Below are 13182 nucleotides of genomic sequence, written 5' to 3' on the forward strand. Positions count from 1 at the left end.
AATATGGAACATGCAAGGGCTGATTCTAAAGCATTGCCCTCTGTGGCGATCATCGCTTGCAATCAATTTAGCCCGTTTCATATTTCGGTGCCTTGTCTGGTGTTTGGTTCGGAAATGCTGAAACGAAGTCTGTTTGAGATCACGATCATCGCGGGGGATGAGGGTGCGATCATTTCCAAAGAAGGGATACAAATACATACTGCTGGATCGCTCGCACAGCTCAGCCAGTTCGATATCGTGATGGTGCCCTATTGGCGTAGTGTCGAAGAGCGCCCCAGTGAGGCATTGCTTGAGGCGCTAAACCAAGCCTATGAAAACGGTGCGACGCTTGTGGGTCAGTGCCTAGGCGCTTATGTGTTGGCTTACGCCGGCCTTTTAGATGGCAAGCGCGCTTCGACGCATTGGGGCTTAGAAACAGACTTCACCCAGCGCTTCCCTACCATAGCAATGGACAGCAACGCGCTTTACGTGGATAACGACCGCTTGATCACCTCCGCAGGCGTCGCCGCTGGCATGGATTGCTGCCTGCATATCTTGCGTAAATTCTATGGCGCAGACATCGCCAATACCGTGGCACGGCGCATGGTCTTGCAACCTCATCGCGAAGGGGGCCAAGCGCAATTTATCGAACGGCCTATGGCCCCAACCAATGATCATCGTATCAATCAGCTACTGGATTTTATGCGCCAAGATCTCAGCCGCCATTACTCTCTAGACGAACTAGCTGATCGGGTTGCGATGACGCGCCGTACTTTTACCCGCAAATTTCAACAGGCTACTGGGCTTTCGGTAGGACAGTGGCTGATCACCGAAAAGCTTCACCACGCGCAAGGGTTACTGGAGAAAAGCGACTTATCCGTAGAGCGCATCGCCGCTGAAGTGGGCTTCCAATCCACCAGCGCCTTTCGAGAGAAATTCAAATGCCAATTTCAGGTCTCGCCGAGTGCATGGCGCAAGACGTTTAGAGTATAGGTTTTCGGTGATTGGCAATCGCAATGGCCTAATAGGTGTTGAAACCCTTGGTTAAGATTGTCCAACAACTGCACCAGCCCATCTTTGCTCATGACGTCGGCAAACCCGCCAACTTCATCGTGCTTAACGGCGCCAACGACGTCGAAGTCATCCGCGAACAAGCCGATGTGCTGTACTCGGTATGCAGGGGCAAGATGATCGTCGAACGCCAACCAGCGGAACTGAAGACAAGCGTGGAATTGGGTGAGGTTTTAGAGCAACCCATCAGGGATAGATGGGATTGAGTTAGGTATTGGTTTACATAACGCTTCACTCAGCGGCCGTGACAGTGGTCCTATGTAGTGACTTGTTAAGTTGCTTTGCTTTCTTTTTATCCTTAACCCACAGGACAGTGCCATTTGTTTTCTTCATTTCAAAAAGATCAATCGCCTGAAACAAATCACTGAGCTTCTTAAAACCATAATTGCGTTGGTCAAAGGATGCGTGATTAGAAATATGTGTACCAATAGGCCCTAACATTGCCCAACCGTCACCTTCTTCTACTGCTTCAATGGCCTGTCGCAACAAACTTATTAACTTCGTATCACTCTTTATGCTCTTTGTTTGCTTTTGGATAGGGAGTTCTTTTTCGCATTCTTCATCAAGATAAAGGAAACGAGAACAACTATTCACGAAAGCCGATGGCGCTTTACGCTCACCGAAACCAATCACAAACTTTCCATCGGCCAAAGAACGAGTTACTAACGGAGTAAAATCACAATCTGAAGATACAAGACAAATGACATCAATATCTTTTGTATACAATACATCCATTACATCAATGACCAGTGCCATGTCAGTGGCATTTTTCCCTTTGGTTAAGTCAAATTGCTGTATGGGCTGAATTGCAAACTCATGCAGTAAGTCTTCCCAAGGTTTCAAATTCTGGTTTTTCCAGTTTCCGTATGCCTTTCGAATATTAACTACACCATAACGAGCCAGCTCAGAAAGCACCTTCTCAATCTTTTGGGCTGGTGCATTATCAGCATCAATGAATACTGCTATTTTTTCTTTATCCTTCACGATCGCCTCCTTGCAACTTAACGCCCGGTTATGTGGCGAGTCCAGACTTGCTAAAATTGGTGAGGAACGAACCCGAGCAAGCCTTGACGAATCCTTTCATAAACCGCTTGTTATATGCCTATGGTCCCCAATAATCAAACTTGAAAATCACTCCCTCAGGAATAAAGAAACTAATAGTTGCTCCACAATTGATTATATGCTCACCAGGTTGTATTTCAGCTACCTCACCGAGTGGTAAATCCCAAGCTTTGCCATCTAAAAGTAAAGCCCCACAATTACCACCGTTATTATCAATAACACCAAAATATGTTTTGCCGTCATGCGATGGTTCAACTTGACCCCGGAGGTATCCATCATCACTGCAAGCAATTAGGATAAGGCTTAAAAAAGTTAAGATTTTATACTTCATACTTACCTTGGCATATAACGCTTTGCTAAACGGCGCGCGTTAGCGCGTCCAGTGGAGGCCGTTTTTTGGCCGGAACGATTACACAGATGCCGCATAAGACTCGGCGATTTTCTTTAGCTCAGAAATATGCATCGTTGATTTTTCTCTATGAAGCATCCTATGACAATTTGAGCAGACTAGAGCTAAATCAGATATTTTTGTTTTAGTATCTCCATCTAATTCCGAAACTGGAACTTTGTGATGCACTTCGATGACCCCCAATCCCAGCATTCCGTATTTGTTATAAAAATCACAAATGTCGCAGGATAATGTTCCTGTATCTTTTAGTCTCGCGACCTTAGCCTTTTTGGTAATGCTGGAATCCCGTTCTCTTGAACGATGAAGGCGGTACTTTTCTTTACCTTCTGCAAATGAAGACTCATCGTCATCGCTGTCTATTATATCCAATGCGTCATAACGACGATCTATAACTGTATGGCCTCTACTTCTTAGATAGTCTCTTGCTCTCACGGCGTTAAACTCATTAAACGGAAGTTAATTTCCAAAAGCATATTTAGCGGCCAATGAGATGACATACTTGGGAGGGTAGCACTTATTGCCATGCAGATAGTCATAATGGACAGACTTTCTAGAAACCGGAATTCCATCCTTAATGATTTCTTGGATAGCAAGCTCCAAATGCTTTTCTTCTATTCCATCAGGTATCAACTAAATTCTCCTGCCGTGTAACAATTAAGGGTTATACGGCAGCATAGCTGCGGCTATAAACACTGTTGAACGGCTACGTTTATATAGGGTATTTGCTTTATTTATGGTGGGACGTCCCTGCTAAATAACTAGCTAAGCACCAAAGGCTGTTTGGACTATGCCGCTTCATATCGCCTTTGATCACCGCTATGTTGATTCTTTACTTGTCCTTTTGTAGCGTGATTTGATCTTCAAGGCAAGCGCTTACATCAGACTTTATGACCTGATCCGTTTTATCTACTGATCTCGTCTCCTCAGGTATAAGGCGGATCAAGGAGTGGTTTATGATGAAACGGCATCTGGATTAATAGCCTATCCCCGATGCAATCGGGTCGTACAAGGCGTCTGTAGTTGATATTTGAAATCGCTATAAAGTCTTGAGCGGCTGTGCCGATACCCAAGAGATCTAAGTACTTCACAGGGAATGGATCATGGCACATATTTCGTTGACGAGCTTACAGACGACGCATATTTCCGCGGCGTCACGCACCAGTGAATCGCGTGTAAGTAAAGCCAGTGCTGAAGACATGCAAGACGCTTTGTCAGAGGTTCGAGCAGCGCAGTTGGCGCAACCAGCCCCTGAGATTGAAGCGGTCGATAGCTTTTCTTTAATCCGCCCGAAGGGTGACCCTTATCACCTTTACCAAAAAACGCCTGAGCTTTTAGAGCAAGCAAAATCCCTCGCCGAACGCTTAGATGGCCCCATTCACGACGCCAACGCTGACAACTTTTTCTTTCAAGACAGTATGCGCGATTTTCTGCAGGCTGGTTTGCTGACCGATCCTGATTTTCTCGATCTGAGCGAGTCGTTAAGTGACGAAGAGCTTGGCGAGCTGGCGATGACGGTTTCAGCGATGCGGTTACCCGCTTCTGCTAACTACACGATTCCTAACGAAGCGGATCGATCTTATCAAGAGAAGGTCGCTGAGTTTATGGATGTCTTAGAAAACAGCTCTTTAGAAGACCGAGCGGCTATCTTGAGTCAGTCCGCAGAGTACGCTTCGCAAGTGGATACCGAGGCTGTCGCGAACTTTAGAAAGAATGTTTATAGTCAGACACCGAACGACGTTAAGTTTAGCCCCTACCCTAGGGAAACCTCCGCTAATCCTCTACACAATTACATTACGGCGGTTCTCGCAACCGACGACCCCGCCGCGCTTACCGAGCAACTGGGCCAACTGCCTCCCGATGCTGAAACGGGCTTACTGAGTGTCTATGGCTTAGACCCCTCACTTGGGGATCGATTATCACAGTTGGCGGGGCCTGATGGCCAAAACCTGCCCAACTCGTTACTCAGCGCTCTAGGGAGCATGGCCGATGCGGTCAAGCTGTCGCCATTCACCTCGCACGCAGACGGGAAGTTTGGTTTTGCATGGTACGGCGAAGAAGCGCTGTTAAAAGATAATGAACAAAGTCAGGGACGCGATTTTGCCTTGGATTCTGTGTCTAGCATGATCGACATGATAGAAACCTTTGACTTCTCTGACGAGCAATTAAACACAATGGGCTCCGAATTAAACGGTCTGTCGAATACAGAAAAACGCGCTTACATCGAAATCACCACTCTCGGGCTAGAGGACATGCTGCATAGCAAGGTAGCGGACAGCTTTAACAAAAAGAACTTAGACGAAGCCATCGAAGTGGTCAGTGAACTGCGCACTAATCAAAAAGTACTGTCGTTGGTAAACGGGGCACGTTATCACGACGTCACATTGATCGAGCGCCCTGATATTGAGCGAGGGTCGTTCCTCGTTGCCTTAGAAGGCGCGGCTGTGTTCCAAGATTTGGATTCAGCCGTCAAGCAGTCTCGTCCATTAATCGGTGCCGACACTGACAAAGTCAATATGGTCAACGGTCATTCTGAAATCGGTCATGAGTCAGAAAACCTATACAGCGCTAAGAGCCTAGATCTTTATAAAAACGATGTGAGCAATCTGGTCAGTACCTTAGTCGCCTTTGAGAGTATGCGCGAAGATAGTACCGCCAAAGACAAACTCTCCCTAAACGCATTTAGTGATCATCTTGATGACATGCACTCTGGCATTCGTGACGAAACTTTGAATCGCGTCAAACAAGCTCTGGACACCAATGTCATCCGCAACAAGGCCACGGAAAACACCCAGTTTGCGTTCTTATCTAATCTAATACAAGAAATGGCGTTTGAAACAAAGCGCGATTTCAAAGATGAGATCTCTCCAGCCATGGACAACTTTGTGTAGCAACCGAGAAGCCGTTAGAGCCGATCACTGACCGCCAGTTTAAGCCCAAGCCCAGCAAAACTGGTGGCAAACACCCTTTGCATGACGGTGCTGGCGGTCTTCGAGTGAACGATCACATCTCTGAATAAGCCGGACAGAAAGCCGTAGATTAGAAACACGGCGAAGGTCATCAGCATAAACACGGCCCCAAGCATGAGCATACTCAATAAAGCGTTATCCGCGCTGCTGGGAATAAACTGCGGTAAAAAGGCGAGAAAGAAGATCGACAGTTTGGGGTTGAGGATGTTAATCAAAAACCCTTTAAACAGCGTGTCGCGATAGCGAATGGCGGAGGATGTCGTGTTTAACGACAATGCACCAGAGGCGCGCCACATCTGCCAAGCAAGATACAACAGATACGCCGCACCAGCGTATTTGATCACGGTAAACGCCACCGCACTGGTATGGAAAATCGCCGCCAACCCCAACGCACTTGCGAGCAAGGCCGGTAGGATACCAAGGGTACAGCCTAACGCTGCGAAGACACTGGCACGCTTCCCCACAAAAAGCCCTGTGGCCACCGTATACAACACTCCCGTGCCGGGGATTAACACGACCACCAGTGAGGTGAGTAAAAATTCCATCGACCACATTTCACGTATCCTTTTGTTGGTTAATCTTGATCTAACGATACGTGCTTTGGGCCGTTTGTCTAATACATAACGGAGCCATTACGATGCAAAACATGGCACCATTCACACCATTCACACCATGCACAATGGCCTAGTGGTGCCATCGCACGACACCACGCGAACGGTCCGGTTTCGCTCATTTACGCTCAAGGTAGTTTGCCATTTTATGCAAGGTGCTCAGTGCATTGTCGAGCTCATCCCGCGTTATCTTTTGCGCGCCTGATGCAGCCCATTGCTCTTGTTTTCGATCAAGCTTTTCATAGACAACCGCTCCGGCTTCGGTCAACGCCACCAGCTTGGCTTTTTTGTGGTTGGGATTGTCCAACAGCTGCACCAGCCCATCCTTGCTCATAACATCGACGACACGCTGAGTGGCCTGTCGGCTTTGTCCCATGACACGACTGATTTCTGACACTGTAACTGGTTGATCGGCCTTTACGATTGCCCCCATAACCTTCCAACGAGCGCTACTCAAACCGAACTCCTCGGTGAGTTGGTCGCCTTCTGTATTCAACAGCCCACTGACTTTGAACACTTCCAAAACGATTTTAGTAAACACTTCACCATTTGTATCCATTATTAACCTTGACAGTATGTTGTCAACTAACTAAGCTCAATTCATAACTTGACAACATATTACCAATATCAGCCACCAAAGAGAACACAATGCTTCCAAGACTTCACCGCTTCGCCGCCCTCGTAGCGACCTTATGTATCGCCTTGTTCTTCACATCGACTCTGGTGGTTGAACTTGTTGGTACGACCGAGTCCATTGTGCGCATCAAATCACTCATTCTATCGCCGGGTTTATGGATCTTGATCCCCGCGATCGCGTTGACGGGCATCACTGGCGCCATCATGGGCCAACATAGCCAAAACACGTTTGTTGTGCGTAAGAAAAAACGCATGCCGTTTATCGCACTAAATGGTGTGGTCATTTTGATACCCGCTGCGTATTTCTTACATCACTGGGCAAGCTTAGGCGAATTTACCGCGACATTTTATCTTGTCCAAGGGATAGAGTTGCTGGCTGGGGCAATCAACCTCACCTTGATGACGTTGAATATTAGAGATGGCAGAAAACTTCACGCTAAGGCTTCTAAGCGGATGATTTAATAGAGATGCTCATTAACTGCATTCCATGTATTTGATTTGCCCTGACGGTCGCGAAGCGACATTGCACAAGCGAATGGTATGCATGAATTTTCGCCTTCTCAAGAAGCGTTAGCGCAAATTCCCTCGGGAACCGAGGTCCTACAGATCGCGAAAAAATTTCGCTCGTACAAAAGATGATTCAGCATTAATGAGAAACTTTATGCGTTTGATTTGCCCTGACGGTCGCGGAGCGACATTGCGCAAGCGAATGGAATGCATGAATTCTCGCCTTCTCAAGAAGTGAGGCGTTAGCGCAAATTCCCTCGGGAACCGAGGTCCTACAGATCGCGAAAAAATTTCGCTCGTACAAAAGATGGTTCAGCCTTAATGAGAGACTTTATGCGTTGGATTCGCGCTGACGGTCGCGAAGCGACATTGCGCAAGCGAATGGAATGCATGAATTCTTGCCTTCTCAAGAAGTGAGGCGTTAGCGCAAATTCCCTCGGGAACCGAGGTCCTACAGATCGCGAAAACATTTCGCTCGTACAAAAGATGGCTCAGTCTTAATGAGAGACTTTATGCGTTGGAATCGCACTGACGGTCGCGGAGCGACATTGCGCAAGCGAATGGAATGCATGAATTCTCGACTTCTCAAGGAATGAGGCGTTAGCGCAAATTCCCTCGGGAATCGAGGTCCTACAGATCGCGAAAAAATTTCGCTCGTACAAAAGATGATTCAGCTTTGATCTGAGACTTTATGCGTTGGATTCGCGCTGACGGTCGCGAAGCGACATTGCGCAAGCGAATGGAATGCATAAATTCTCGCCGCCTCAACAAATGAGGCATTAGCACAAATTCCCTCGGGAACCGAGGTCCTACAGATCGCGAAAAAATTTCGCTCGTACAAAAGATGATTCAGCCTTAATGAGAGACTTTATGCGTTGGATTCGCCTTGACGAAGATTAATATAATGAGATAACGATACGTTATTGGGGACGGATTGTTGTTCGGCTTGAAATAACCCTTTAATACGATCAATACGAAAATCACGGTAAGCATGACGTTTGAAACACCAAGCACCCAACGTCCATTTGCCACCCCAATAAAACAACCCCAAGGGGTAAATAGCACACTGCGTCACTCTTTCATCGGCACTTTGATACTGGAGTGTTATCTGAGCTTGGTTTTGAATGGTGTCATGCAAGTGCCCCCAGACTGACCGATCCACGTCTTTCGTGGCCAACACGGGCGTCCGCACTATACGTTTGTCATCGGTTTGCGACATATGTTCTGGCAGAGCCGCTTCGATCTTCGCTAACAAAGACTGTGCACTTTGCGAAAAACTGTCCGTGGTTAACGCTGCCACAAAGTTTACCCCGGATACCAGCGCTTCGAGTTCCTGCGCCGTCAATGTTAAAGGCGGCAGCTCATAACCTTCGGACAAAGAGTAACCTACCCCAGCTTCACCATAGACAGGCACACCGGATACAGATAAGTCGTCCATATAACGATAAATCGTACGTTCGCTAACACCGAGCTTTTCCGCCAAGGTTTTAGCCGTTACTGGCTGATGCTTTCTGAGGATATTCGTTAGCTGGAATAAACGATCGGATTTGCGCATGGACACTCAAATGAAAGAAAGGCTTACAAAGCAACATACTAAATACTAAAACCCCAAATCAATACCTTTAGGATTCTCTAGACCATTTTTCAAGAATGCACTCTAACTGCTTGAGATTAATCGGTTTGCCCAAAAAGTCGCACATGCCAGCCTCTTCACATTGTTTCTTATCGTCTTCAAAAACGTTAGCCGTTAATGCGATGATGGGGACATGGCGATAGTCATCCATTTTTTTAATTTCTAGGGTCGCTTGTAGGCCATCAACTATTGGCATTTGCATGTCCATAAAGATCAAATCAAACACCTCTGTTTTACAGATATTGATTGCTTGTTCACCATCTTCGGCGAGTGTAATCGAGCCAACTTTTAGCTTACTTAGGAACCCTTTAACAACAATCTGGTTAGTTTTGTTGTCTTCGGCCACCAGCACCTTTAAATTCGAATAGTCGGCATTCTCTGATGACGTATCACTCTTTTCAGCTTGCGCATCTGATACGGCTTGGGAGCATTGTTCGGTTTCAATTTCAAAAAAGAACCTCGACCCTTTTTTGACGTCACTCTCGACTTCAAGTTCAGATCCCATTAGAGACAGCAACTGACTGGTGATGGTTAGCCCCAGACCCGTACCACCAAATTTTCGCGTTATGGATGTGTCCGCTTGTGCGAAGGCACCAAACAGCTTTTCAATGTTGTCGGGATCAATACCAATACCGGTATCGGTCACGCTGAACAACAAGGTCATTTTATCGTTCGAATCTACTTCAGCGTGGGTTGTTAAGGCGACTTCACCGTGGTCTGTGAATTTGATCGCATTCCCCAGCAAATTCATCAGTATCTGCTTGATTCTTGTTTCATCGCCGACAAAGGCTATGTTCTGGTTTGTAGGGCACGTGCGGACTGATAATTGAATGCCTTTAGCAGTAGCTTGGCCATTGAATAATAGTTCAATGTCTTTTAATAATGCATTCAAGTCTATGGGGCGTTGTTCAAGCTCAATTTTACCTGCTTCAATCTTACTCACGTCTAAAATATCATTGATAATCACCAATAAGCTTTCACCGGATGACGTAATAATATTGAGCATTTCTCTTTGTGGCGCGACTAGGTCTGTGTGAGATAACTGCGATGCCATCCCCAATATGCCATTCATGGGTGTGCGAATCTCGTGACTCATATTGGCTAGAAATTCCGACTTCACTTTAGACATCTGTATAGCGGCTTGTTTCTCTTTGTCTAAGTCTATACTCATATCTCGAAAACGACTGGCTGCCTGAGCCAGTACACCAATCTCGTCTTTACGGTTGATATGGTGTACTGATGCTGATAGATCACCACTAAGAAATCGACTAAAGCTATCTGTTAAAAGCGTAATGGCTTTAGTAATATGGACATGAAGGAAGAATGCCAGAAATATTAAATACAAAATAATTGCAATGCTTAAAATGTTCAGAATATTTTCTGTTGTGATGATGCTTTCGTTAGCACGTTCCTTTATTTTCTGTAGTCTTAATTGAGAATGTTCTCTTAACGTATTGGCTAATGTACTAAACTCGATGGCATTACCGGACATTACCACATTAACAAGATTAAAATAGTTTCGATTAACCTGTATGCTTTTTAAAAAATATTTTCGATACTCTTTTGCAAGTTCATTTACCCTCAAAGACTCTTCGCTTTTGCCAAACAAACGACTTGAAGCTATTTCATTTAAAGTGGAAGTGACTTGTTTTCTTTTATGATAGTCTTTTTTAGATAAAAACAACCAAGCGTTACGATGTAAGGTATGCCATTTATTCATTTCCTCTACTAATACAAGCTCATTTTCTACGCTATTAGACATTTGATTTAAGTTATAGAGCTCAGCAATAGCTGTATGATAGATATCCTCTAGCACAACATCTATTAGAGTTGATCTTGATTTATAGAGTGAGGTAAGGCCCTCTAAGTTATGCCCTAGCTCATCAACTAACAAAGCAAGCGAGCTAATGTATTGACTTTCTACTTCTGATGTATCGAAAGCGGATAATGAATCTAACCTAATTTTTATGTCTTGAAAGTTTTCATCTATTTTTTCAAATACAGCATCGCTGCCCGATAAGCTGTAGACAGAAACATCTCGCTGCATCTCGATAATGTCTTTGTTTATTCTTATGATCGAAATGGTATTACTGCTTATCTCTGTCACGTTATTCATGGCCACGCCGATGGTATCGAGACGCTGAGCCATAACGATGTAGCTTACGACAAGCGTGACAATAACGAAGCTAAAGGCTAAAGCAACTTTTGCAGCAATTGAGCGAGAGATAGATAACAGCACATTTTTTCCTTAAGCGTTTAGCAACTCGTACCACTTATCTAAACTGTAGTCATAGTTCTGCATGACCGTATTCCAAACTGCAATGTTTGATAAGCGCGACACATAACTGCCCCCATGCCTCACTTCGCCAGCTTTCACCGAAATATTACCATCCGTTCCTCTTAAATCGGTGACCGCTTCTTTTCCATCATACCAGTAATCCCACTCTGCCTGAGACATTAAATCTCGACTGCGCTCTGGATTGGAGATGTAATACCCTTGGCGCGCAATAAAGGCGCCAGGATAACCAGATAGCCACCAATTCATATACCTATAAGCCGCATCTTTCACTTCTTCACTGGCGTTCGAAGACAAACACATCACACCATGCCATGCCCGATACCCTTCTCTTGGCGCGGCATAAACAACAGGGACACCTTGACCTCGACAGGCACTTACCGCTGGCGAAAACATGCTTTGAATATTGGCGCGTCCAGATGTCATAAACTCAACCGATTGCGGGACGGACGTCCAAAAACCTGAGAAGTGCCCTTGTCTCTTTTTCTGCAATAAAATTTTGAACAATTGATCTATTTCATTGATGGTCATATTGCCGATATCACCAAATGTCATCAGCCCTTGTGCTTGGGCGGCCAATGCTGCATCAAAGATACCAATCGTGGGTGCGTTAATGAGTGCTACTTTTCCTTTGTTTCGCTCGTCTAGCAGCCACGACCAAGACTCTGTCTCATACGCGATACCTTCAGGGATATATTGGGTGTTGTAACCAAACGAATCCACATTATGAACATATGGCATAAAACTCAGCTGATTTGTCGGATTCGAGCCGAGGGATCCATCTGGCTGAACATAAATAATCTTGTTGGGCGCATCGCCTGCACCGACATGAGAGTTTTCCGTTAACTTTCCTGTTTTAGTCAGGTTGTTAACCTCGTGCCAGTACAGCAGTCGATCCGTTTCAAGGGGCTGAATGGAGCCAGCTTGCCATAAAATATTTATCGAGTCAGACCAGTGCTCATACAGATCAAAAGCACTAGGATCGGAGGACGCTTTTTGCAGTAACGCCGCATCTCCCATGGGGGTAAATTCGAGGTTAATGCCTAATTCTTTCATAGCCCTCTGACGAAGCTCTTCTTGCAACGTGACATGCGTCCCCATCACTCTTAACGTAACCATCTTGTTGGGGTAGGCGTAAGGGGCCTTGAGTGCAACAGTCGATAATGCAGCACCTGCCCCAAGTGTCCGTAAAAAGCTTCGACGATCGATTAAATCACTCATAGTGCTTGTCCTATCACAGCTCTAAAGAATTACTACAGTGTAGATCGTAAAACAGACAATGCATTAAGGGCTCTGTTTCAATACTACTGTTTACTGATAGCAACGGTGATCTTTTATTGTATTAGAATAAACTGAGCAGGATGTAATATTCTGTAATCGAGCGTTTCAAGGTATCGTACTTTGTCTTAGTGCATCCGTTTGAAGGTTAAATACTTTCGATTTACGATCACTCTGTAACCTAAAAGCAAAGCAAAAATCACTGAAAAAATCACCGCGAGCGAAGTATCGCTTTTCACTTGCCACCACAAGTGCAAAAGGATGGCGAGCGCTGCGAGGTAAACAAAGCGATGCAGACGCTTCCAGTTGCGTCCGAGTCGTTTCATCATTTTCTTAGTGCTAGTGATGGCTAATACAAAGAGAACCACAAGTGCGAGCACACCCGCGTAAATATAAGGTTTTTCAAGCAAATCTGAGCGTATCCAACGCCAGCTCAATCCGGCGAACAGCACCAAATAGATCACAAAGTGCAGGATGGCGTAGAAGAATGCAGAAAGCCCAATAAAGCGCCGATATCGAGTCAGTGCTTTTAAACGCTTAAATTTCATCAGCGGGGTAACTGACAATGCCGCTGCCATCAATACACAGGCCCAAATACCGCTTAATCGCATTAATAGTTTGCCCGGATCCGGAAAATAGTGACCTAATAATAAAGAGCCTAACATCCAAAAAAACGGTAATAAAAAGACAATCAGTACGTACGGTTTCTCTTTACGATCCCAAAATTTTTTCAC

Annotated in this window: 13 protein-coding genes; 4 read left to right on the plus strand and 9 right to left on the minus strand. The window is 45.4% G+C overall.

The genetic code is table 11. From position 1 onward, the window contains the following. The first annotated feature begins 3 nt into the window (after positions 1-3). Together ACPUEK_RS15070 and ACPUEK_RS15075 are read left to right on the plus strand one after the other, a co-directional pair. A complete protein-coding gene (locus ACPUEK_RS15070) occupies positions 4-972 on the plus strand; it encodes a GlxA family transcriptional regulator (RefSeq protein ID WP_425641261.1) in 969 nt (322 codons plus the stop codon). A gap of 47 nt (positions 973-1019) precedes the next feature. Next, positions 1020-1256, plus strand: coding sequence for a hypothetical protein (locus ACPUEK_RS15075; RefSeq protein ID WP_425641263.1), 237 nt, complete (start codon positions 1020-1022; stop codon positions 1254-1256). Between the two features lie 25 nt (positions 1257-1281). Here ACPUEK_RS15075 and ACPUEK_RS15080 read toward each other — a convergent pair whose 3' ends face one another. From ACPUEK_RS15080 to ACPUEK_RS15090, 3 genes are all read right to left on the minus strand, one after another. Then, entirely contained in the window at positions 1282-2034 is a 753-nt protein-coding gene (locus tag ACPUEK_RS15080; protein WP_425641264.1) for an NYN domain-containing protein, read from the minus strand. A 118-nt stretch (positions 2035-2152) separates the two neighbouring features. Then, on the minus strand, positions 2153-2443 hold the full coding sequence (locus tag ACPUEK_RS15085; protein ID WP_425641266.1) for a hypothetical protein: 291 nt from the start codon (positions 2441-2443) through the stop codon (positions 2153-2155). A gap of 78 nt (positions 2444-2521) precedes the next feature. After that, entirely contained in the window at positions 2522-2953 is a 432-nt protein-coding gene (locus tag ACPUEK_RS15090; RefSeq protein ID WP_425641267.1) for an HNH endonuclease, read from the minus strand. A gap of 668 nt (positions 2954-3621) precedes the next feature. Between ACPUEK_RS15090 and ACPUEK_RS15095 the strand changes: the two genes are divergently transcribed. Further along, positions 3622-5409: a hypothetical protein gene (locus ACPUEK_RS15095; protein WP_425641269.1), complete on the plus strand. Its 1788-nt coding sequence runs from the start codon at positions 3622-3624 to the stop codon at positions 5407-5409. Positions 5410-5423: 14 nt separating this feature from the next. Here the strand turns inward: ACPUEK_RS15095 and ACPUEK_RS15100 are convergent, their stop codons facing one another. Both ACPUEK_RS15100 and ACPUEK_RS15105 read right to left on the minus strand, forming a co-directional pair. Further along, a complete protein-coding gene (locus tag ACPUEK_RS15100; RefSeq protein ID WP_067035870.1) occupies positions 5424-6041 on the minus strand; it encodes a LysE family translocator in 618 nt (205 codons plus the stop codon). A 175-nt stretch (positions 6042-6216) separates the two neighbouring features. Next, complete coding sequence (locus tag ACPUEK_RS15105; protein WP_067220789.1) at positions 6217-6657, minus strand: MarR family transcriptional regulator; 441 nt, start codon at positions 6655-6657, stop codon at positions 6217-6219. Positions 6658-6746: 89 nt separating this feature from the next. Between ACPUEK_RS15105 and ACPUEK_RS15110 the strand changes: the two genes are divergently transcribed. Next, positions 6747-7196 carry a hypothetical protein gene (locus ACPUEK_RS15110; RefSeq protein WP_067220792.1) on the plus strand — a complete coding sequence of 150 codons (450 nt, stop codon included), beginning with the start codon at positions 6747-6749 and terminating at the stop codon, positions 7194-7196. A gap of 913 nt (positions 7197-8109) precedes the next feature. Here the strand turns inward: ACPUEK_RS15110 and ACPUEK_RS15115 are convergent. The 4 genes from ACPUEK_RS15115 to ACPUEK_RS15130 all read right to left on the minus strand — a co-directional run bounded on the left by ACPUEK_RS15115 (position 8110) and on the right by ACPUEK_RS15130 (position 13182). After that, positions 8110-8796, minus strand: coding sequence for a helix-turn-helix transcriptional regulator (locus ACPUEK_RS15115; RefSeq protein WP_425641271.1), 687 nt, complete (start codon positions 8794-8796; stop codon positions 8110-8112). Between the two features lie 67 nt (positions 8797-8863). Further along, complete coding sequence (locus ACPUEK_RS15120; protein ID WP_425641273.1) at positions 8864-11113, minus strand: ATP-binding protein; 2250 nt, start codon at positions 11111-11113, stop codon at positions 8864-8866. Positions 11114-11122: 9 nt separating this feature from the next. Beyond that, the gene (locus tag ACPUEK_RS15125) at positions 11123-12391 is read right to left on the minus strand and encodes an ABC transporter substrate-binding protein (RefSeq protein ID WP_425641275.1); all 1269 of its coding nucleotides are present in this window, start codon (positions 12389-12391) and stop codon (positions 11123-11125) included. 185 nt (positions 12392-12576) lie between these two features. Beyond that, positions 12577-13182, minus strand: a complete 606-nt coding sequence (locus ACPUEK_RS15130) for a sulfite oxidase heme-binding subunit YedZ (protein WP_067220807.1) — start codon at positions 13180-13182, stop codon at positions 12577-12579.

The sequence above is a fragment of the Marinomonas gallaica genome (assembly GCF_049821165.1).
GTDB classification, from domain to species: Bacteria; Pseudomonadota; Gammaproteobacteria; order Pseudomonadales; family Marinomonadaceae; genus Marinomonas; species Marinomonas gallaica.

Excerpts from the sequence above, each read along its gene's own strand:
- ACPUEK_RS15070 (WP_425641261.1), top strand. The coding sequence starts at position 4 with ATGGAACATGCAAGGGCTGATTCTAAAGCATTGCCCTCTGTGGCGATC.
- ACPUEK_RS15085 (WP_425641266.1), bottom strand. The coding sequence starts at position 2,443 with ATGAAGTATAAAATCTTAACTTTTTTAAGCCTTATCCTAATTGCTTGC.
- ACPUEK_RS15095 (WP_425641269.1), top strand. The coding sequence starts at position 3,622 with ATGGCACATATTTCGTTGACGAGCTTACAGACGACGCATATTTCCGCG.
- ACPUEK_RS15100 (WP_067035870.1), bottom strand. The coding sequence starts at position 6,041 with ATGTGGTCGATGGAATTTTTACTCACCTCACTGGTGGTCGTGTTAATC.
- ACPUEK_RS15105 (WP_067220789.1), bottom strand. The coding sequence starts at position 6,657 with ATGGATACAAATGGTGAAGTGTTTACTAAAATCGTTTTGGAAGTGTTC.
- ACPUEK_RS15110 (WP_067220792.1), top strand. The coding sequence starts at position 6,747 with ATGCTTCCAAGACTTCACCGCTTCGCCGCCCTCGTAGCGACCTTATGT.
- ACPUEK_RS15115 (WP_425641271.1), bottom strand. The coding sequence starts at position 8,796 with ATGCGCAAATCCGATCGTTTATTCCAGCTAACGAATATCCTCAGAAAG.
- ACPUEK_RS15125 (WP_425641275.1), bottom strand. The coding sequence starts at position 12,391 with ATGAGTGATTTAATCGATCGTCGAAGCTTTTTACGGACACTTGGGGCA.